Annotated in this window: 20 protein-coding genes and 1 pseudogene; 5 read left to right on the top strand and 16 right to left on the bottom strand. The window is 71.5% G+C overall.

The annotated features are described in order from the left end of the window. Window positions 1-27 precede the first annotated feature (27 nt). From OO67_RS12105 to OO67_RS12130, 6 genes are all read right to left on the bottom strand, one after another. Window positions 28-465, bottom strand: coding sequence for a hypothetical protein (locus tag OO67_RS12105; RefSeq protein ID WP_033299662.1), 438 nt, complete (start codon window positions 463-465; stop codon window positions 28-30). Between the two features lie 248 nt (window positions 466-713). Continuing rightward, entirely contained in the window at window positions 714-1,115 is a 402-nt protein-coding gene (locus OO67_RS12110; protein WP_033299664.1) for a hypothetical protein, read from the bottom strand. A 58-nt stretch (window positions 1,116-1,173) separates the two neighbouring features. Beyond that, window positions 1,174-1,698, bottom strand: a complete 525-nt coding sequence (locus OO67_RS12115) for an HAD domain-containing protein (RefSeq protein ID WP_033299665.1) — start codon at window positions 1,696-1,698, stop codon at window positions 1,174-1,176. A gap of 22 nt (window positions 1,699-1,720) precedes the next feature. Further along, window positions 1,721-2,245, bottom strand: coding sequence for a GNAT family N-acetyltransferase (locus OO67_RS12120; RefSeq protein ID WP_244300155.1), 525 nt, complete (start codon window positions 2,243-2,245; stop codon window positions 1,721-1,723). Continuing rightward, window positions 2,246-2,512 (bottom strand): DUF397 domain-containing protein, encoded by a 267-nt coding sequence (locus OO67_RS12125; protein WP_033299666.1) that lies wholly within the window; start codon window positions 2,510-2,512, stop codon window positions 2,246-2,248. It abuts the gene before it with no gap. Next, window positions 2,472-3,320 (bottom strand): helix-turn-helix domain-containing protein, encoded by an 849-nt coding sequence (locus OO67_RS12130; RefSeq protein ID WP_033299668.1) that lies wholly within the window; start codon window positions 3,318-3,320, stop codon window positions 2,472-2,474. The genes OO67_RS12125 and OO67_RS12130 overlap by 41 nt, the downstream gene beginning before the upstream one ends. Before the next feature lie 84 nt (window positions 3,321-3,404). On the opposite strand from OO67_RS12130, the pseudogene OO67_RS39660 reads away from it, so the two are divergent. Beyond that, a pseudogene (locus OO67_RS39660) lies at window positions 3,405-3,815 on the top strand (ATP-binding protein); the annotation flags it as partial. A gap of 2 nt (window positions 3,816-3,817) precedes the next feature. On the opposite strand, the gene OO67_RS12140 reads toward OO67_RS39660, so the two are convergent. Beyond that, window positions 3,818-4,642 carry a serine hydrolase domain-containing protein gene (locus OO67_RS12140; protein ID WP_033299673.1) on the bottom strand — a complete coding sequence of 275 codons (825 nt, stop codon included), beginning with the start codon at window positions 4,640-4,642 and terminating at the stop codon, window positions 3,818-3,820. A gap of 86 nt (window positions 4,643-4,728) precedes the next feature. On the opposite strand from OO67_RS12140, the gene OO67_RS12145 reads away from it, so the two are divergent. Together OO67_RS12145 and OO67_RS12150 are read left to right on the top strand one after the other, a co-directional pair. Then, window positions 4,729-5,184, top strand: coding sequence for a MerR family transcriptional regulator (locus tag OO67_RS12145; protein ID WP_033299674.1), 456 nt, complete (start codon window positions 4,729-4,731; stop codon window positions 5,182-5,184). A gap of 4 nt (window positions 5,185-5,188) precedes the next feature. Beyond that, window positions 5,189-6,205 carry an aldo/keto reductase gene (locus OO67_RS12150; RefSeq protein WP_033299997.1) on the top strand — a complete coding sequence of 339 codons (1,017 nt, stop codon included), beginning with the start codon at window positions 5,189-5,191 and terminating at the stop codon, window positions 6,203-6,205. Between the two features lie 126 nt (window positions 6,206-6,331). Here OO67_RS12150 and OO67_RS35660 read toward each other — a convergent pair whose 3' ends face one another. The 3 genes from OO67_RS35660 to OO67_RS12165 all read right to left on the bottom strand — a co-directional run bounded on the left by OO67_RS35660 (window position 6,332) and on the right by OO67_RS12165 (window position 9,917). Further along, the gene (locus OO67_RS35660; RefSeq protein ID WP_157841666.1) at window positions 6,332-7,207 is read right to left on the bottom strand and encodes a hypothetical protein; all 876 of its coding nucleotides are present in this window, start codon (window positions 7,205-7,207) and stop codon (window positions 6,332-6,334) included. 704 nt (window positions 7,208-7,911) lie between these two features. Further along, window positions 7,912-8,934: an ABC-2 transporter permease gene (locus OO67_RS12160; RefSeq protein ID WP_033299676.1), complete on the bottom strand. Its 1,023-nt coding sequence runs from the start codon at window positions 8,932-8,934 to the stop codon at window positions 7,912-7,914. Continuing rightward, window positions 8,931-9,917 (bottom strand): ABC transporter ATP-binding protein, encoded by a 987-nt coding sequence (locus tag OO67_RS12165; protein ID WP_033299677.1) that lies wholly within the window; start codon window positions 9,915-9,917, stop codon window positions 8,931-8,933. Before OO67_RS12165 ends, OO67_RS12160 begins: the two co-directional genes overlap by 4 nt. Before the next feature lie 274 nt (window positions 9,918-10,191). Between OO67_RS12165 and OO67_RS12170 the strand changes: the two genes are divergently transcribed. Next, complete coding sequence (locus OO67_RS12170) at window positions 10,192-11,403, top strand: sensor histidine kinase (RefSeq protein WP_033299679.1); 1,212 nt, start codon at window positions 10,192-10,194, stop codon at window positions 11,401-11,403. Continuing rightward, window positions 11,400-12,056: a response regulator gene (locus OO67_RS12175; protein WP_033299680.1), complete on the top strand. Its 657-nt coding sequence runs from the start codon at window positions 11,400-11,402 to the stop codon at window positions 12,054-12,056. Before OO67_RS12170 ends, OO67_RS12175 begins: the two co-directional genes overlap by 4 nt. A 24-nt stretch (window positions 12,057-12,080) precedes the next feature. On the opposite strand, the gene OO67_RS12180 is transcribed toward OO67_RS12175, so the two are convergent. The 6 genes from OO67_RS12180 to OO67_RS12205 form a co-directional block, all read right to left on the bottom strand. Next, window positions 12,081-13,289 (bottom strand): acyltransferase family protein, encoded by a 1,209-nt coding sequence (locus OO67_RS12180; RefSeq protein ID WP_033299681.1) that lies wholly within the window; start codon window positions 13,287-13,289, stop codon window positions 12,081-12,083. Further along, window positions 13,286-14,329, bottom strand: coding sequence for an alpha/beta hydrolase (locus OO67_RS12185; RefSeq protein WP_033299682.1), 1,044 nt, complete (start codon window positions 14,327-14,329; stop codon window positions 13,286-13,288). Before OO67_RS12185 ends, OO67_RS12180 begins: the two co-directional genes overlap by 4 nt. A gap of 191 nt (window positions 14,330-14,520) precedes the next feature. Continuing rightward, window positions 14,521-15,201, bottom strand: coding sequence for a response regulator (locus OO67_RS12190; RefSeq protein WP_033299684.1), 681 nt, complete (start codon window positions 15,199-15,201; stop codon window positions 14,521-14,523). Then, window positions 15,198-16,547 carry a sensor histidine kinase gene (locus OO67_RS12195; protein ID WP_208861004.1) on the bottom strand — a complete coding sequence of 450 codons (1,350 nt, stop codon included), beginning with the start codon at window positions 16,545-16,547 and terminating at the stop codon, window positions 15,198-15,200. Before OO67_RS12195 ends, OO67_RS12190 begins: the two co-directional genes overlap by 4 nt. Window positions 16,548-16,717: 170 nt before the next feature. Next, on the bottom strand, window positions 16,718-17,644 hold the full coding sequence (locus OO67_RS12200; RefSeq protein WP_033300001.1) for a DUF4429 domain-containing protein: 927 nt from the start codon (window positions 17,642-17,644) through the stop codon (window positions 16,718-16,720). Between the two features lie 108 nt (window positions 17,645-17,752). Then, the gene (locus tag OO67_RS12205; protein WP_033299687.1) at window positions 17,753-18,973 is read right to left on the bottom strand and encodes an alpha/beta hydrolase; all 1,221 of its coding nucleotides are present in this window, start codon (window positions 18,971-18,973) and stop codon (window positions 17,753-17,755) included. Window positions 18,974-19,033 lie beyond the last annotated feature (60 nt).

Genomic DNA, 19,033 nt, shown 5'->3' on the forward strand with positions numbered 1-19,033 from the left:
GCCGAACCCCTCACCTGGCCGGACGGATCACTTGGCCTTCAGGTCCCCGGCGATCATGGATGTGGTGGACGCCAGACGGCCGATGCCCTTCTGTACCTCGCGTATGCCCTCGGAGGCCCGTGGCTGGTCGTCCTCGCCGGCTCCGGCGACGCACTCCTCGCCTCCGTGCTCGAAGGCCGTCAGTGCCTCCTCCCAGAAACCCCGGGCGTTCTCGCTCGGGAGGGTGTCGAGCTCCTTGGCTTCGGCCACCTCTGTCAGCAGTTCCTGGCAGGCGGTGCTCCAGACATCCATCGGGCGGACACTCACCTCGTTGACCCGGCCCGAGGTATCCGAGAGCGCCTTGATGCTGCTCTCGCCCCCTGAGGACCACCAGTCCTCCAGTTCCTCGGCCGGGGTCGAGCTACAGCCGACGAGCAGCGCCCCGGCGGCGACGGCGGTTGCGAGTAATCCGACGTGGAAACGCATGAAGCCCCCTTGTTCGGTCGTGCAGATGCTGCCAGGAATCCCCCGGCCGGGTACGAACAAAGCGGGAACTGAGGGCAGACGCCACGATGCTGAGCAGCGCCGGGCCTCCGGCCCGCAACCGACCGACGTCGCAGGCCGCCCACCGGTTCCCGCTTGCGGGTGCCGACGAGGACCACTACGGCCTCCTGGCCGGCGCCGTCGTCGACTCGCGGCGGGCAACCCAGGGCCGGCGCACCCGTCCGGGGTGCTCAGCTCTTCGGTGTCCGCGCCAGCACGTCCAGCTCGCGCATCGCCTCGCTGTGGGCGCTCATCCGGCGCGACACGGTGCCGACGGTGTAGAGCCCCACACCGGTGATGGACACCGGCAGGGAGGCGCCCAGCACCGCTATGACCTCGGGCCAGTCCCGTTCGTCCCCGCAGTAGTCCCCGTTCCGGAGGCCCTCGTTGGCGGTGGCGCGGTCGGTGAACAGCCGCGACTCACACTCCGCCGGGTACTCGTCGTCGGGCTCCTCGTCCACCTCGTACGGCATGAGCAGCAGTACGGCGCACCAGGCCCACAGCAACGCGGCCAGGGAGAGCAGAACCAATCCCCACGTGCGTGTCCTTCCTGCTCGGTACCGGAAATCCTGGTCGTAATCACGTGATCGCATAGCGGCCGAATCTATCGGAGCCCCCTCGCGGGGAGCCTGCCCGGTGTGACCGGCGGGATCAGCCCCCGGGAAGCCTCAGCCAGTCGTCCAGGGCAGTGAAGTCCGCGTCGGTGAGGCCTCGCCAGGCATCGACGCGAAGGAGGAGGGCCCGCCCCGGGTGGTGCGCCTCCACCCAGGCGCGGTCGGTGTCGTTGATCTCGTCGTCGACCCAGGCGAAGGGGCGTCCCGCGGCCCACCGGAGGAGGGCCGGGGTCTTCCAGTGGAGACCGTCGGTCCCGACCGCAGGGGGCGGTTCCGGCCAGCTCACGACGGGCAGTTCGGGCAGGCCGAGCCACGGCGCGATGCACTCGTTCGCCTCGGACTCCCACGTCGTGGCCCACACCAGCTCGCACGGCAGCGCCCTCAGCCGGGGGCCGAGGTCCGGGTCGATCCTGGCGATCAGCGGATTCCCGCCGGTGCCGCCGGATCCTTGCTCCGGCTCGAAGACCGGATACCCGTCCGGGAGTTGGTGCCGGGTCGCGCCGAAGGGGATGAGCGGACCATCGACATCGAGGAAGAGGAGCGGCGGCGCGGAATCGGACATGCCTGGAAGGTAACGCCCTCGGTCAGTCCCAGTCCGCGTCGACGTAACCGAGGCGCCGGTTCATCGCGATGACGCCCGTGTTCGCCGGGTGGTGGACCGTGCGTACGCGGTCCACTCCGCACAGGCCGGCGAATCCGATGCCGTACGTCTTCATGGCGAGCGCGACACCCCGGCCGCGGTAGGCGGCCCTGACGCCGGTCATCTCGTTGAAGACGTGCCCCGACGCGCGGCGGTCGGAGGTCGCCGCCATTCCGCACCACTCGTCACCGTCGAGTGCGATCACGACACCGCGAGGGTCGTAGGAGGGCACGGCGAGCCGACGCTCGACGTACTGGTCGTAGGTGTGGAAGGCGCCGCGGCCGGGGATGTCCGCGGAGCACTCCCTGTTGAGCTCGTACAGGCTTCGCCACCGGCGTTCGTCACCCAGCTCGGCCATCGTGGTCAGCCGGATGCCCGCGTCGCGGCAGCGCTCGACGTACGGGGCGAAGCGGGCGGCCTGGAAGGCGGTGACGTCCAGCTCCAGCTTCACCCAGCGGACGTCCGGCACCTACCGCAGCCCGTCCACGAACGCCTGCCAGGCGTCGGCACCCAGGACGAGGACGGGACCGGCCGGGTTCTTGCTGTCGCGGACGGGGACGGAGGCGGAGCAGCCGTCGGCCACCTCGACGCATTCGCCGCCGGTGTTTCCGCTGTACGAGGACTTCCGCCAGGCGGCGCCGCCGGTGACGGTGCACTCGACGCAGTCGCCGCCGGTGCTGCCGCTGTAACTCGACTTACGCCACGCCGTGCTCTTCGAGTTCGGGCCGATTGCCATAACGCTCCTCCATCACACGGGCGATCAGAGCCGCGGAATCCTCGATGGAGAGGGCTGCGGCCTGCAAGTGAGCGTAACGGCGCGCGGCCTCTCTGATGGTTTCAGGGTTGGCGGTCATATGGCCGGAGATGAGGTCCTCCGTGTAGACGATGTCCGGGTCGTTGTCGAAGCGCATCGCGGTGAACGATGCCGCCAGACTTGAGTGTTCACCCGCTGTGAACGGCAGCACCTGAATCCGCATCCACCGGTGCCCCGTGAACTCCAACAAGCGGGCGAGTTGGTTCCGCATGACCTCGTGGCCCCCGATCGGCCGGTGCAGCACCGCCTCGTCCAGGATCGCCCAGGCCAGCGGCGGCTGTTCCCGCTCCAGAATCCTCTGCCGTTCCATCCGGGCTGCGAGGAGGCCGTCCAGATCGTCCGGCATGCCCGTCGTCAGCACCGCTCGCGCGTACTCCTCCGTCTGCAACAGCCCGTACACCAACTGCGCCTGGTACGTGGAGATGTACGTCGCCTTCGCCTCCATGACCGCGTACTGCTGGAACCAGGTCGGCAACTGGCTCCGCAGGACCAAGCCGACCAGCCGCGAGAACACCCCGTCCGTGCCGAGCGCCGCGTCCAGGCGCTCCGAGAAGTCGCGGGTCGGCACCTTCTTCGTCGTCTCGATCTGGCCGATCAGCGAGCCCGTGCAGAAGATGATCTCGCCGAGCTGGCCCTGTTTGAGGCCGTTGGCCTCCCGCAGGCGGCGCAGCTCCCAGCCGTAGTAGTCCAGAGGAGAAGCGCTGGGGTCGAGTGACTGCACGTTGGCCACGGCGGGGTGCCTCTCGCTTCAACGCCTGGCGGCGTTCGTTTCGGGTCGTAGCCGAGAGTAATCAAACCAGTGCACTCTGGTGACATGAATCACGTATCCGATACCCGGACCGGTGACGCGGAGGCCGCGGTCTACCGCGCCGACCTCGCGATGGGGGAGCACTCCGCCCGTCATCTGCGCCGCATCCTCCGGCTGTATCTCACAGGCTGGGGCCTGCTCGACGTGGCGGACGCGGCGGAACTCGCCCTCACCGAGCTGATCGCCAACGTCGTACGGCACGTTCCCGGCCGCCGCTGCCAGACCCTCATCTTCCTGCTCCCGGCAGGAGGCGTGCGGGTGGAGGTCGCCGACCCCTGCCCTCGGCTGCCCCGCCCGGCCGTGGGGGACCCGCTGGACGAGGGCGGGCGGGGGCTGCTGCTGGTCGGCGCCGTCACCGACACCTGGGGCGTGGAGGTGCGCCGCGACGGCTGCGGGAAGACGGTGTGGTTCGAGTGCTCTCAGCGGCCCGAGGTGCCCAGCTCCGCCAGCACCGCGTCGGTGAACGGCGTCCAGACCTCGGCCGCCCACGGCCCGAAGGCGCGGTCCGTCAACGCGACGCACGCCGCGCCCGCCGTGGGGTCGATCCACAGGAACGTGCCGGACTGGCCGAAGTGGCCGAAGGTGGCGGGGGAGGACGAAAGCCCGGTCCAGTGCGGTGACTTGGAGTCACGGATCTCGAAGCCGAGTCCCCAGTCGTTGGGGTTCTGATGGCCGTAGCCGGGGAGCACGCCCTTGAGGCCGGGGTGGACGACGGTCTGCGCCTCCAGGACCGTGCGCGGGTCCAGGAGGCGCGGTGCCTGCACCTCCGCGGCGAACCGCACCAGGTCGTCCACGGTCGAGACGCCGTCCTTCGCGGGGGAGCCCCCCAGGGCCGTCGACGTCATGCCGAGGGGTTCCAGGACCGCCTGCCGCACGTACTCGGGGAACGGGATCTCCGTGGCCTTCGCGATGTGGTCGCCGAGCACCTCGAAGCCCGCGTTGGAGTACAGCCTGCGGGTGCCTGCGGGCGCCGTGACCCGGTGCTCGTCGAAGGCGAGACCGCTGGTGTGCGCGAGGAGGTGGCGGACGGTCGAGCCCTCGGGGCCGGCCGGTTCGTCCAGCTCCACGGCACCCTCCTCGTAGGCCACCAGTGCCGCGTACGCCGCGAGCGGCTTGGTCACCGAAGCCAGCGGAAAGCGGTGCGCGGTGGGACCATGGGTACCCAGGAGCGTGCCGTCCGAGGTGACGACGGCGGCTGCCGCGGTGGGGACGGGCCAGTTCTCGATCATCGCCAGGCTCTGCATGCGTACGAGCCTAACGGGAGCCGGGATCCGGATCGCCACCCGTTTGCGCTTGCTTGGAGTGCACTCCAAGGTTCTAGCGTGGAGGCATGACGGTGATGGAGAGCGTTTCCGCACGGACCGACACCTGCGCTTCTGCCCCGAAGGCGCATCCGCGTCCCGAGGGGCAGGACCGCTACACCATCAGCGAGGTGGTCGCCTTCAGCGGACTCACCGCGCACACCCTGCGGTGGTACGAGCGGATCGGGCTGATGCCGCACGTGGACCGCTCCCACACGGGTCAGCGGCGGTTCAGCAACCGTGACCTGGACTGGCTGGCCTTCGTCGGCAAGCTTCGGCTGACCGGCATGCCCGTCGCCGACATGGTCAGGTACGCCGAACTGCTCCGCGAGGGCGACCACACCTTCGCGGAACGGCAGGAGCTGCTGGAGGCGACCCGACGCGATGTGAGGACGCGGATCGCAGAACTCCAGGGGACCCTGGCGGTGCTCGACCACAAGATCGAATTTTATGGCGGCGCCCGTGCGGCGCCGGAAAGGGCCTGACGCCATGAGCGACACCGTGAAGATCGCTACAGCGGAGCTCGGTACAGGTGGCCCGCAGGTCGGTGTCCAGGGGCTCGGCTGCATGGGGATCAGCGAGTTCTACGGAGAGACCGACGAGGCCGCCGCCCGGGACACCCTGGAGGCGGCGCTGGAGGTCGGCGTGACGCTCTTCGACACCGCCGACGTCTACGGACGTGGTGCGAACGAGACGTTCCTCGCGCCGTTCGTCGGGGCGCACCGGGACGAGATCACGCTGGCGACGAAATTCGGCATAGAGCGGACCGACGACCCGCGCTACCGAGGCGTGCGCAATGATCCCGCGTACATCCGTGAGGCCGTCGAGGCCAGCCTGCGCCGGCTGGGCACGGACGTCATCGACCTCTACTACATGCACCGCCGCGACCCGCTGGTCCCGTTCGCCGAATCGGTGGGTGCGATGGCCGAGCTGGTGCGGCAGGGCAAGGTCAGGCAGCTCGGGCTGAGCGAGGTGACCGGGGACGAGCTCCGTGAGGCACACGCGGTGCACCCGATCGCGGCTCTGCAGTCCGAGTGGTCGCTCTTCAGCCGGGACGCGGAGCTCAGCGCCGTGCCCGCCGCGGTCGAACTCGGAGTGACTCTCGTGCCGTACTCCCCGCTGGGACGCGGGTTCCTGACCGGGGCGTTCGCGGACGCCGTCAAGGATCTGGGGCAGGACGACTTCCGTACGCACCAGCCGCGCTTCACCGGGGAGAACGCGAGGACCAACGCCGCCCTGCTGGAGCCCGTGCACAGGATCGCGGCGGCGCACGGCGCGACGGCCGCGCAGGTCGCCCTGGCCTGGGTGCAGCAGCGGGCCCAGGTGCACGGCCTGACCGTGGTGCCGATCCCCGGGACCCGTAAGCGCAGCCGCCTGCTGGAGAACGCGGAGGCGGCCCGGCTGACCCTGACCGAGCAGGAGCTGGGGCTGCTGGAGCCCATCGCGGGCCAGGTGGCGGGGGACCGTTACCCGGACATGAGCAGCACGGCGACCGCGCGCGAGTAGACGGCCCGGCGGCCTCGGTCCGGCCGGAGCGCGAGTACCGCGCACTCCTCCGCGGTCGGACGCTTCCGGCCCGATGCCGGCGAGAGGCTGCTCCCGCCCCCCTTCGGGGCGCGCCGAGGCCCCGTGTCAGCGCTCGGCCGGATAGTCGTGGGCCCACCTCTGCTGAACCGGGTAACCGGAATTGCCGTGCGTCGAATCGACGGGGGAGGGGAGGAATACGCCGGTGCCCTGGCTGTAAGGCGCGTATTGCGCGGTTTCACCCTGTCCAGGGGAGTTGTCGGCCGGCGGTGGCCATGAATGGTTTTCGCTCGAGCTCGATTGCAGGGCCCGGTCGAAGTCATGGGCGGTCTCGACGGTCCGGGTGAATTCGTCCGTGAGGCGCCGGTGACGGCCCCGGTCGCGGCGTACCTGCGCGAGGCGGCCTTCCGCGTACAGCAACTGGGCACGGGAGACCAGTTGGGTGAGCCCGACACCGAGTTGGGCGGCGAGGGCTGCGGCGTCCGTGCCCTTGTTCCATCCGTCCGCGAGCAGGGAGTCGTGTGCGTGGGACCACTCCTTCACTCCCACGGGCGCCGCGGGTGCCGCCTGCCGAGTCGGGAGCCGTTCCGCGCGGGGTGCCGGAATGGAGGGGTGCGTGGTCTCCAGATGTACTTTGACCGCGGGATTCCCGCCCCTGGGGGCCGGCTTGCCGGAAACCTCCTCCTTCGCCGCGTCGACGTCCCGAGCATCGGCCGACGGATGACTGAGCAGTGCCCCGGCGAGCGAACGGGCATCGCTCTTTCCGACGGTACGGCGGGCAAGTCGCACCTCGCGCTCATTCAGTCCCAGCAGCTCGGCAACCGCGGCGTCGCTACCCACAGTGACGGCGAAAGCGGCAAGAGTTCTTGCACGCTCCGCCTGGGCCCCGTCGAACACCGACTGCGCCTCGCGCACGCGGTCGTCCGCACCGCAGAAGGCGTCGGCCAAAACGGCGTGCCGATTCCACATCTCCCTGGCTTCCACGGTCGGTCAACGCCGTTGCGGCTGAATAGGATTCAACGAGATCCCGAAATGACCCGATTGGGCCTGTGAGGTCATACCGGACGAAAATCGTGCCGCGTCATGTTCCCGGTCGTTCGTACTTTTTGTTCGTGAACCGGGATTGTCTCCGGTGGGCACATCATCCGATCGGCGTGCTTTTCTGCAGACGGAGTATCCGCAACGTCCGCTCCGTTTCCTCCTGGTGGTGCCGGTAGGAGGTCAGTCGGCGCCACTCCGCGTCCGGGACGCCGGGAAGTGCGTTACCGCGAGAAGCCCAGATCCTGAACAATTCCCGGTACATCGGCGTTTCTGTTCTCTCCTGACGTGCTGCTGGGGCTGCCATGTGCGGTTGCAACTCGGATCGGTGCTCCGCGGCCCTCGGGCCGGGCACATTTCTCGCTCTTCTCGGCGCATGTTCAGGAACAAAGAATGCGTAGCCGGTGCCCGTCACCGTTGCCGCTGAAGCAATGGATGTACTCATGCCGTGAAAACGAACGCCCGCCCCACTTGTCACTACGCGTGCAGCTGTCCCGGGGTGGCATCGGCGGGTTCTTGAGCGGCGGTTCGGGCGAGTTCTCGCGTGCGGCCCGGAAGTGCCGCTGGGAACCCGTACGCCGTGCGGTCGAGGAGGTCCCGGCACCCCCGGGCGCTCCTCGACCGGCTCGCCACCGCCCGGAGGCCGCGGGTCACAGGAGCCGCTTGCGGCCCCGGAGGATGACGAAGGCGGCGACGGCGGCGGCGACGGCGAGCATGATGCCGGCTCCGAGCCACTGCATCGTCTGCATCTGGGAGACGGGGAGATAGTCGATCGACCAGCCGATGACGTGCTTCGACTCCAGGCAGGCGGCGTGCGCCCGGTCGTTCTCCACCTGGTCGAGACAGGTCATCCAGTCCAGGCGGTCCCCGGAGCTGGTGAGGAAGTAGGCGCCGTCTCCCGACTGCTCGGCCTGGGTGGGCAGCTCGGGCCGTACCGCGCCGGGTCCGACGCCCTTGTCGGTGCTGACCGACATGACGTTCCCCAGGCTCCGCCAGACCTCGTCCCAGACGAAGCCGATCGCCACGACGATGCCGAGCGTGACCACCATCGATACCAGCGTGCGGCGCAGGAGCAGGCCGGCCGCCGCGCCCACGGTGAACGTGAGCAGGGCGTAGGCGACCGGTACGACCCCCGTGACACTGAAGAAGGAGGTCCAGATGAGTCCGTCGGAAAGCCCCTTGACCGGGCTCCACCACCAGGTGAAGACGGCGGTGAGCACGCCGGCCGACAGAGCGAGCATCGCGGCGGGAACGGCGAGTTTCATGGTGAGCCACCGCAGCCGGCTGACGGACTGCGAGGTCACCAGCTTGGCGGTGCCGGTCTCCAGGTCGCCCGCGATGAGCGGGGCCCCGAGGAAGACACCGGCCAGGACGGGGAGGTAGCCGAGGTAGCTCCCGATGCTGAACAGACGGTCGACATGGGTCTCGAACTCGGGCGGCAAGCCGCCGGACCTCCGCGAGGCCGGGGCCTGGGCGGCCAGGAAGTCCATCGTCTGCCCGCGCAGGTGGACCATGACGAGTACGCCGAGGAGGGTGACGGCGACGAGCGTCCAGAACGCGGCGCGGTGCTGGCGCCAGACCAGCCAGACCGGACCGCCGAGCCGGGGGATCCAGTTGTCTCGTATGGGTCCGGCGGGTGCCGTACGGGCGGGGTCGCGGGTGAGCGTGGTCATGCCGTCACAGCCTTCGTACGGTCGCGGGTGATGATGTCGTGGATGTCGCCGACCTGGGCGCCGGGGGCGATCAGCGGGGGCGCGTCGGGTGACCGCAGGTAGGCGAGCAGCAGCTCCTCCAGGGTGGGAGGCTCGGCCTGCCCGCCGTATGCGACCGGTCCGCCGAGACGTGCCAGGACGCCGGGCCGGCCCTCGTTGCGGGGCTCGATGACCCTGTGCGGCGCGAGTGCGGGGGACGAGCCGTCCCCGGAGACGGCGAACAGCGCGTGTGCGGCGCGCAGTTCGTCCACCTCGCCCGCGAGACGCAGACCGCCGTTCGCGATGACGAGGAGGTAGTCGCAGATGTGCTCCAGTTCGGCGAGCATGTGCGAGGAGACCAGCACCGTGGTGCCGTGTTCGGCGGCCTCCTCCGTCAGGGTGGCCATGAGCTCGCGGCGGACCAGCGGGTCCAGATCGGCCATCGGCTCGTCGAGGATGAGCAGGTCAGGCCGCTTCCCGAAGGCCAGGGCGAAGGCGACACGGGTGCGCTGCCCGCCGGACAGCGTTCCGACCCTCGCTTCCAGCGGCACCTGGCCCGCGCGGACGATGCCCTCGGCGACCCCCTGGTCCCAGCGAGGGTTGAACTCACGGCCCAGCCGCAGGGTCTCCGCCACGGTGAAGCGCCGGAACAGCGGCTTCTCCTGGGTCAGGAACGCGGTCCGCAGGACGGCCTCGGCCGACCCCGGTGCCGCGCCGAACACCCGCAGGGCGCCGGTCGTCGGCCGGATCATGTTCGTGGCCAGGCCCATCAGGGTGCTCTTCCCGGCGCCGTTGGGGCCGACGAGGCCGCACACGCGCCCGGCAGGCAGCCGGAAGGAGACGTCCCGCAGCGCCCAGCCGCGCCGGTACCTCTTCCCGAGTCCATGGGCCTCGATCGCCGCCGCGCCGACGGGCGGCCGCGCGAACCCCGTTCCGCTTCCGTGCTGCGACTTCGCGTGATCCATCCGTGGCTCCTGTGCGTGGGGGAGGGGCGGGCCCTGTACGGGGGGAGGGCCCGCTGTGTGCGGTCGACCGCTGGTGCGCGATATCGCCTGCGCGGGGTTCCGCTACGAGGCGAGGCCGGCCGCGACCGTGACATCCTCCTGGTGTGATGAACGGCGAACGCCGCCCGGTGGGGACAACTCTCGCCCGCCGCGCCTCGCGGCGGATCGGGCGAAAGACAGATCATGCGCGGCCGGCTCCGACTTTCGGCCGGTCGTCGGGAGGACGGTGAGAGAGATGCTGGAGAGGCCGGCCGCACCCCCAGCCACATGGGGAAAGGGCCATCCGCAGCTACTGCTCGCTGTCCGGCTGCTGCTGGTCGTGGGCCTCGTCGGCCTCGTCGTGATGGACCGGGTGGGCGGCGATTTCTACCGGGTCGGGGAGTCCGGCACGTCCGCGCTGGGCCCCGCCAAGCTGGGTGGCGCCCTGCTGGCCGTCGCTCTCGTCGTCGCTTCGTCCCGGCTCGGCAGCCGGGCGCTGCCGGCGGCCGCCTGCACACTGGCGGCCGTGTCGCTGTGTCTCTCGGCGTTGCTGCACATGGAGATGTCGATCGGCTCCCAGGCGCTGGGATTCGCCGAACCGGCGGCTCTGGTGTGGCTGCTCCTGGTCGTCGCCCGGCGGGGGAAGCCGTCGTGGGCGGCGGTGGCCGTTCCGCTGCTGTACCTGGCGATCGTGCTGCGACCGGTGTCGGTCTCCGTGAAGCAGTCCACGGTCATCTACGCGCTGATCTTCGCCCTGGTCGCCCTCATGGCGTTGGGCATCGGCCTGGGGACGCGTCTGCTCCTCGTGGACCGGCGGCGGCAGGCGGCGGCTCTCAGACTGGAGCAGCGGACGGAGTTCGCCAGGGACCTGCACGACTTCGTCGCCCACCACGTGACCGGCATCGTCGTCCAGGCTCAGGGCGCCCATGCGATCGCCGGCCGGCGGCCCGAACTGGTGCCGCCCGCGCTGCAGCGGATCGAACAGGCGGGATCGGAGGCGCTGGCCTCCATGCGGCACATGGTGGGGATGCTGCGCGACGCCGATGGGGAGGTTGCACTGACACCGTTGGCGGGCATCGGCGAAGTGCGTTCGCTCGTCGAGGAGTTCTCGGCCGTCGGGGGTGCGCGGGCCCGGCTCGATCTGGAGGGGGCCTTCGACGACCTGCCGGTGGAGGTGACCACCACCGCGCACCGCGTGGTGATGGAGGCCCTCACCAACGTGCGTAAACACGCCCACGGATGCACCGAGGTGCGGGTGCGCGTGGACCGCTCGGGAGACCAGGTCACGGTGCGGGTCAGCGACGACGGACGGCCGCGCCACGTCTCCCGGAACGGCTTCGGGCTGAAGGGCCTGGCCGAGCGGGTGGGCCTGATCGGCGGAAGCGTCCAGGCGGGCCCGGTGACGGCAGGCGGCTGGGGCGTCGAAGCGACGCTCCCGGTGGCCACGGCGGGGGTGGCGGCGTCATGACGATCCGGGTACTGATCGCCGACGACCAGGCCATGGTCCGCGCGGGGTTCGCGATGATCCTCGCCGCGGAGGACGACATCGACGTCGTCGCGGAGGCCCCGGACGGGGTGTACGCCGTGGAACTCGCCGAGCGCCACCGGCCCGACGTGGTGCTGATGGACATCCGTATGCCCCGCATGGACGGGCTGGAGGCACTGCGCAGACTGACCCGCCCCGGCACCGTGAACCCGCCGAAGGTCGTCGTGGTCACGACGTTCGACGACGACGACTACGTCCAGCGCGCCCTGAGCGAAGGTGCGTCGGGCTTCCTGATCAAGGACTCCGGCCCCGCTCTGCTGGTCGAGGCCATCAGGGCGGCCGCCTCCGGAGAGGCGCTGGTGAGCCCGGCCATCACCGTCCGGCTGCTGCGGCGCCTCAACAGCGCCGCGCCCGCCCCTCGGAAGCCGCACACCGCGCTCTCCGCACGGGAGGAGGACCTGGTGCGTCTGGTGGCCAGAGGACGGACCAACGCCGAGATCGCCGCCGAACTGACCATCTCCGTGGGCACGGTGAAGACGCACCTCGGCAACGTGCAGACCAAGCTGTCCGCCCGTAACCGCGTGGAGATCGCCGCCTGGGCCTGGGAGTCCGGCCTGGTCGAAGGGCGCCGGTAGGCCGGTACACCCCTGCGGCGCGCCTCACGCCAGCCGGAGCGCGAAGACCGCGAAGCCCGCCGCGAGCAGCCCGGCCGCTGCCCGGCGGGCCTTCCCGGAGCGGCTGTCCGTCTCCCAAGGGGCCTCGAACCGGCGGGCGTACCGGGAGACCAGTACCAGCAGGGCGGCGAACAACGGCATCCACGCGAGCCGGGCCAGGATCCAGCCGACGGAGTCCGGGCTCGTCGTCAGCCCGGGCACGGCACCGGCGAACGACGCCGGGACGGCCGCGGCCAGCATCGCCGTCTGGTGCCAGCACAGGATCGTCATCGCCGACAGGTTGATCACCACCACGGGGGCCCACAGCGCGGGGCGGCGCAGCGCCTTGCCGATCCGGCCGTGCAGCAGGATCGCCGCACCGCTCTGCGCCGAGGCCAGCGCGAGGACCAGCAGCGACGGCGGATGCGAGTTCGTCCGCGCCTCGCCCGGTACGCCGACCATCGACGCCGGATAGTGGAAGACGAGCAGCAGCACGGCGAACAGCGCCGTACCGCCGGCGAGCAGGAGCCGGGCGCAGCCCCGGGAGAGACGGCCCTGGCCCCAGCTGACGCCGAGTTGATACGCGAAGAGCCAGCCGGGAAGGATGTTCAGCACGCCGATCCAGGACGGCACGGCGTCCGCGTACGGCCCGTAGCGCAGGAAGTCGACCACGGCGACCGAGCCGATCAGCGGGGCCGCCGCCCAGCCGCCGATCCGCCGGGCCAGGCGCACGCAGTACGGCGTGAGCGCCGTGACCACGGCGTACACCCCGACGAACCAGAGCGGCTGGATGACCAGCTTCGCCCCCGTACGCAGGGTGGCCTCGGGCACCCCGGCGGCGTACAGCACCGGAATCATCAGCGCCCATACAGCGGTCACACCGAGCACCGGTCTGCCCAGCCGGACCATCCGGCCGCGCAGCCACGCCCCGGTGGTGGACGGCCTGCGGTGGTAGGAGAGGACGGAGGCGTAGCCGCCGACCAGGAAGAAGACGCCCAGCATCTGGAGCACCCAGCTCACCGGGGAGAACACGGCGAACGTGGAGAGCGGGCTGGCGTTGTGCAGCGCGCCCCCGCCGCCCAGGTCGAATCCGCCGAGCAGCCAGTGACCCGCCGGCACGGCCGCCAGGGCCAGGGCGCGCAGCCCGTCGACCGCACGGTCGCGGTGGGCGGGGGTGCCCGCGTCGATCCGGGAGACCAACTGCCGCACGCTCATCGGGAGACCCCCTCGGCGATGGCGGCGAAGGCGCGGAGCGAGTCCGTGCCGGGAGCGAAGTACCCGGTGTGGCCCTCGGCGTCCTCCGCGGGCACCCGGCGCGCCCCGAACTCCTCGTCCGCCGGGTCGGTGCCGTGCCCGAGACCCGCCACCTCGACATGCGGTACGTCGTCGATCCAGTCGGTGTCGTCCTTGGCCGCCCAGACCCGTGCCCCGGTGCGCAGACCGGCCACGTCGTCGGCGCGCATCCCGGGGGAGCCGAGCACCACCAGGTCCGTGGCCCCGATCCCGGAGGCCGCGAGCCCGCACACCACCGAGCCGTAGCTGTGGCAGAACACGCTGGGCGCGGGGAGCCCGTCGGCCGCCAGCCCCGCCGTGAACCGCGTCAGCCGCCCGGCCCCCGCCTCGGCCAGACCACCGGTCGCCGCGTCCAGACCGAGTCCGACCGGGGTGGTGTAACCGGCCCAGGCGATCACCGCGTTGCCCTGGCCCGTCTCGGCGTACAGCGACTTCGCCATGCCCGCCGGAGTGCCGTACACGTCGTCGCGCCGGTCGAAGGTCCCGGCGTCGATGTCCGACCCGGGCACGACGACCGACACATGACGCGCGGAGCGCAGGTCCCCGAACACCTCGGCGACCTGGCCGCGCCCTCGCGGGTCGAACGCGAGGATCTGCCGGCCGGGCCGCGCGAGCCCGGCGTACCGGGGGTCCTGGGAGGCCTGCAGCGCACGGGCGTTGGCGCGGTAGCGGAGCTCCAGCGGCGCCCCGTCCAGATTGCCGACCACCGACGGGTGCCGTTCCACCAGCTTCCGCTGTTCGGCAGCGGTCAGCCCACGGAAGAAGTTCTGCACTCGAGCCGGACGCGCGCGGCCCGGGTCGGGCAGCTCCCGCCCCAGCACCCCGTCGGCACGCCACGCGGCGCTGCCGGGCGGCGGCCCCGTCACCGCCCGCTGGGTGGTCCCGGACGCCCAGCCGGCCGTCCCCGCCACCACGGTGGTCGCCAGTGCGAACGCTGTCAGCGTCCTCGCGAATCGGCGCATCGTATCCTCCCCGTCCTGCTCGCGCACACCGTCCGGTGTGCCGGAGAGGAAGGTAGGAAGACGACGGGTGACAAGGCGTCACCCCGCGGAGCCAACTGTCCGGTGATACCGGGGTAGGGGGCGTACGGGGGGAGAGCCCCACCTCTGACCGGGGGTCACCGGGGGCCGCCCAGGGGCACGGCGGGAAGGTTCTACGCGTCCCCCGGGGTCACCAGCCCCGACTCGTACGCGAAGATCACGGCCTGCGCCCGGTCCCGCAGGCCGAGCTTGGCCAGCACCCGGCCGATGTGCGTCTTCACCGTCTGCTCGGCCAGCACCAGCCGCGCCGCGATCTCCTGGTTCGACAGGCCCCGGGCGATCAGCTCCAGGACCTCCGTCTCACGCGGTGTCAGGCCGTTCAGCCGCAGCGCCGGTCCGCCCGACGGCGCCGCCGGCCGCTGACGCGCGAAGTCCGCGATGAGCCGCCGGGTCACGGACGGCGCGAGCAGCGCGTCCCCCGCCGCCACCACACGCACCGCCGAGATCAGGTCGGCCGGCGGGGCGTCCTTCAGCAGGAACCCGGACGCACCGGCGCGCAGCGCCTCGTAGACGTAGTCGTCGACGTCGAACGTCGTGAGCATCAGGACCTTCGGCCGGTGGACCACGCCCACCGGCGGGGCCAACAGCTCGCGGGCGGCGGCCAGTCCGTCCATCTCCGGCATCCGGACGTCCATCAGGACGACATCCGGATGCACCGTCCTGCTGACCTCCACACCCTTGCGCCCGTCCGGGGCCTCGCCCACCACGTCGATATCGCTCTGCGCCGCCAGCAGCGCGGCGAAACCGGCCCGCACCATGGCCTGGTCGTCGACGATGATCACGCGGATGGTCACAGGTCCTCCGGATGCGGGGATGCCGAGGGCGGCCGGGGCGGCGGCAGCGGGAGCCGGGCGGCCACCCGGAAGCCCCCGTCCGGCAGGGGGCCGGTGTCGAGCGTGCCGCCGGTCAACCGTACGCGCTCCCGCATGCCGACCAGCCCGTGTCCCGTCCCCGACTCCTCCAGCGGCGGACCCGGCTTCTGCGGCCGGTCGTTGACGACCAGCACCGTCAGATGGCCGTCGAGCATCGTGACCGACACCCTCGTCCGCGCACCGGGCGCGTGCCGGACCACGTTGGCCAGCGCCTCCTGCACGATGCGGTACGCGGACAGGTCCACCGCCTGGGGCACGCGGCCCCGCTCCACCGCATCCGCGACGTCCGCCGCCAGCGACAGCTCGGCCGGGAGCCCCGCCCGCACCGTCGCCTCCACCAGTTGCTGCACCCTGTCCAGACCGGGCTGCGGGGCCAGCTCGCCCCGGCTGCCGTCACTGCGCAGCACCGACAGGAGCCGTCGCATCTCGGCCAGCGACTCCCGCGCACCGGCGGCGATCGACGCGAACTCCGCCCGCGTCTCCTCCGAGAGCCCGCTGATCCGGTACGGAGCCGAGTCGGCCTGCACGGTGATCACCGACATGTGGTGCGCGACCACGTCGTGCAGCTCACGGGCGATCCGGGTGCGCTCCTCCAGCAGGGTCCGCTGCGCCCGCTCGGACTCGCTGATGGTCCATTGCTCGACCAGCCGGCGCTGTGCCTCGCTCCGCTCCCGTACCGAAGCCCCGATCACGAGCACCACCGCGCCGAGGACGAACAGCAGGAGCGCGCCGCCGTCGCTGCGGACGGGCGCGATCAGGTGCAGCGTCAGGCCGGCCGCGCCGGTGACCAGCCACACTCCGATCACGGTCCGTCGGCTCTCGCGCAGTCCCAGGGCCAGCAGCACGAAGAGGTAACCGACGACGCCCGGTGGGGTCCACGGCCAGATGGTGCCCTGCGGCTCAGGCCGCGCCAGCAGCACCAGGGCACCCACGATGTCGACGGCGAAGACGATCCACCAGGCCTGCAGCGGCCGGTGCGCCAGCATCAGCATGGGCACGGCCTGCCCGACGGCCAGCGCCCCGGCCAGGCCGCCAGGCACCTCGTAGTCGCTGGTCAGCACGTCGATGGTGACGGGGACGAAGACGGCGGTGAGCGCGACCACCACGGCGTACGGCAGCAGACGCAGCCAGCGCCTCGGCGACTCGGCGAACAGCGGGGTCGGCGGATGGGACGCGTGGGACAGCCCGTGGGCGAGCTCGCGCAGATTGCGGCGGGCGGCGCTCAGCAGACCGTCGGCGGGCGGGGGCCCGGCGGGAGAAGGGGGCATGATCGGGTCAGAGTAGGCGGGGAAGGCGGCGGGCGGCGTCATACCGGGGTGCGGACTGCCGTCCTCGGCCCCCTACCCGGGTAGGGGGCCGAGGACGCCAGCCGGGGAGCGGACCCGGGGCGCCGGTCGTCCCGTTCCGCGCCGGGCGCCTGTCCCGCAGCCGTCGGCTCCTACAGCTCCGCGAGGAGCTCCGCCTTCTTCGCGCTGTACTCCGCGTCCGTCACCAGACCCGCCTGGTGCAGGTCCCCGAGATGACGTATCCGCTCGGCGATGTCCGCGGGGTCCCGCCGCGCGCCGCCCACCCGGACGGGAGCGGTCATGACGGGCACCGACTGGGTGCGGCGGACGGATTCCAGGACCGCCGCGGCGAAGGGCAGCGACTCGTGAACCGGTCCGTAACCCAGGCCGAACACGACGGCGGCAGGATCCTGGTCCGGCTGGACACGCGCCACGCCGGTCTTCCCCGCGCCGGGCGCCGGGTCGGGCTCGGGGCCGCCCGCCTCGGCGTCCGCCGCCGCGCCCCGCGGCACCAGCCGCAGATACCCCTCGAAGGCCTCGGGCGACCGCCACTCGATTCCGGCCAGATCCGCCACGGGAAACGTCTGGTCGCCCGCCTTCCACTTGGCGCTCGACGCCCCCGTCCAGAACCACCGGAAGGAGACCAGGGCACCGTCGAAACCGGCCCGGCCGTCGTACGCCTTGAAGTGCATCGGCGCCTCGGGAGCCGTCACCATGAAGCGCTCGGCGGGCAGGGACGCCTCGGATCCGAGCACGGCGCGCAGCTCGTCGGCGTAGTACTCGGCGAGCGTCTCGCTTTCGGGGGGCAGCACCAGACGGTACGGGTCGTTGCCCTCGGAAAGCTGCCCGGCCGCAGCCTCCAGCAGTGGATCGGCACCGGGCCTCGGCACCGCGTGCAGGACCACCGTGCCCCGCTTGCCCGGGGTCAGCGTCACCGACGACAGCGCCGCGTACGGAACGCGGCGTTCGCGCAGGCTCTGGAAGAGCCTCGGCGTGCGGATCCCCCGTTCGAAGCGGATGAGCACGGAGTCGGTGTCGAACTCCCAGGTGGCATGAATTCCGGCCAGCGCATCACCCATGTGCCTCATCGTATGTGGCACAGGCCCGCACGTCCCCCTCCGGTACGGGCAGAATCGCGATCAGGCAGACAGGCCGTTCGCCGCTCTCTACGCGCGTCAGACGTCCTTCTACGCGCGTCGGTCCTCCGGCTCGCCGGAAATCTCCCGGTGGCACGCGCCGTCGGAGGCCGCGCAGCTGACCGCGTCATAGGCCCCCACGCCGATCGCGGCGAAGTTGCTGAGGCTCTCCGTGCCCGGCTCGAAATAGCCGCTGTGCCCGACCGCGCCGCTCGCCGACACGATCCGCGCGCCGAAGGCCGGGTCGACCGGATCGGCGCCGTGTCCGAGCCCGCCGACCGCCATGTTCGGTACGTCCTCGATCCAGTCGTCGCTGTCCCGCATCGCCCACACCCTGGCCCGGGTCTGCAGGGCGTCGGCGCTGGCCGCCCGCATCCCGGGGCTGCCCGCGACCGCGATGTCGGACACCCTCGGTGGCAGCTGCTGTGCGGCCAGGCCGCACACGACCGAGCCGTAGCTGTGGCAGAACAGCGAGACGTCCGACGTGCCGGGCAGTGCTTCCACGAGGGCGTTCAGCCGTACCGCGCCCGCCGCCGCGAGTCCGCCCAGCGCGGCGTTCATACCGATCCCGGCGGGCGCCGTGTAGTCGGCCCACGCGATGACCGCGGTACGCGAGCCGGGGCGCGCCGAGCGCTCGGCGCCGTACAACGACCGCGCCATGCCGACGGGCGCCGCGTTCTTCCTGATGCCGCCGCGTTCCAGCGTCAGAAGGTTCGTGTCGACCCCGGGCACGACGACCGAGACCCGCTCGGCGCGGTCGAGGTCGCCGAAGACCTCGGCCGCCCGGCCCCGGCCCGACGGGTCGAAGGCGAGGATCTGCCGGTCACCGGCGAGCAGGGAGCGGAAGCGTGCCAGCCGGAGCACGGCCTGATGTCGTCCGTCGGGAGAGAGCTGTGTGTCCCGCGTCCGTCGCTCCTCCGCCGATTCCGCCTGCACCAGGGCGTGCCGGTTGGCCCGGTAGCGCAGGGGAGCCGGGGCGCCGTTCAGATTCCCCACCACCAGCGGGTACTTGTCGGCCAGGGCAACCTGCTGGCCCGCCGTGAGCGTCGCGAAGAAGTGGGCCAGCCGGTACGCCGGCGCGCTCACGTCGGGAAGGGCGTGACCGGCTATCCGGTCCTTCGCCCAGGAAGCGAGCGCGATCTCGCGCGGCGCCGCGGAGTGCTGGTGACGCACGGCGGTCCATCCGGTGGTCGCCAGCATCACGAACACCACCGCGATGGCGAGCAGCGCGCGCCAGGCGGTGAGAGTGGGGGACGAGTCGAAGGAAGTCACTGCGCCCCACCCTAGGAGACGGGCGCGTGACGTCGTCGCAGGGGTGACACGGATCACTCG

Origin of the sequence: Streptomyces atroolivaceus (genome assembly GCF_000717025.1) — a bacterium.
GTDB lineage: Bacteria > Actinomycetota > Actinomycetes > Streptomycetales > Streptomycetaceae > Streptomyces > Streptomyces atroolivaceus.

Excerpts from the sequence above, each read along its gene's own strand:
- OO67_RS12140 (WP_033299673.1), bottom strand. The coding sequence starts at position 4,642 with ATGCAGAGCCTGGCGATGATCGAGAACTGGCCCGTCCCCACCGCGGCA.
- OO67_RS12160 (WP_033299676.1), bottom strand. The coding sequence starts at position 8,934 with ATGACCACGCTCACCCGCGACCCCGCCCGTACGGCACCCGCCGGACCC.
- OO67_RS12200 (WP_033300001.1), bottom strand. The coding sequence starts at position 17,644 with ATGGGTGATGCGCTGGCCGGAATTCATGCCACCTGGGAGTTCGACACC.
- OO67_RS12115 (WP_033299665.1), bottom strand. The coding sequence starts at position 1,698 with ATGTCCGATTCCGCGCCGCCGCTCCTCTTCCTCGATGTCGATGGTCCG.
- OO67_RS12175 (WP_033299680.1), top strand. The coding sequence starts at position 11,400 with ATGACGATCCGGGTACTGATCGCCGACGACCAGGCCATGGTCCGCGCG.
- OO67_RS12185 (WP_033299682.1), bottom strand. The coding sequence starts at position 14,329 with ATGCGCCGATTCGCGAGGACGCTGACAGCGTTCGCACTGGCGACCACC.
- OO67_RS12105 (WP_033299662.1), bottom strand. The coding sequence starts at position 465 with ATGCGTTTCCACGTCGGATTACTCGCAACCGCCGTCGCCGCCGGGGCG.
- OO67_RS12165 (WP_033299677.1), bottom strand. The coding sequence starts at position 9,917 with ATGGATCACGCGAAGTCGCAGCACGGAAGCGGAACGGGGTTCGCGCGG.
- OO67_RS12180 (WP_033299681.1), bottom strand. The coding sequence starts at position 13,289 with ATGAGCGTGCGGCAGTTGGTCTCCCGGATCGACGCGGGCACCCCCGCC.
- OO67_RS12150 (WP_033299997.1), top strand. The coding sequence starts at position 5,189 with ATGAGCGACACCGTGAAGATCGCTACAGCGGAGCTCGGTACAGGTGGC.
- OO67_RS12195 (WP_208861004.1), bottom strand. The coding sequence starts at position 16,547 with ATGCCCCCTTCTCCCGCCGGGCCCCCGCCCGCCGACGGTCTGCTGAGC.
- OO67_RS12125 (WP_033299666.1), bottom strand. The coding sequence starts at position 2,512 with ATGGCAATCGGCCCGAACTCGAAGAGCACGGCGTGGCGTAAGTCGAGT.
- OO67_RS12145 (WP_033299674.1), top strand. The coding sequence starts at position 4,729 with ATGACGGTGATGGAGAGCGTTTCCGCACGGACCGACACCTGCGCTTCT.
- OO67_RS12170 (WP_033299679.1), top strand. The coding sequence starts at position 10,192 with ATGCTGGAGAGGCCGGCCGCACCCCCAGCCACATGGGGAAAGGGCCAT.
- OO67_RS12110 (WP_033299664.1), bottom strand. The coding sequence starts at position 1,115 with ATGCGATCACGTGATTACGACCAGGATTTCCGGTACCGAGCAGGAAGG.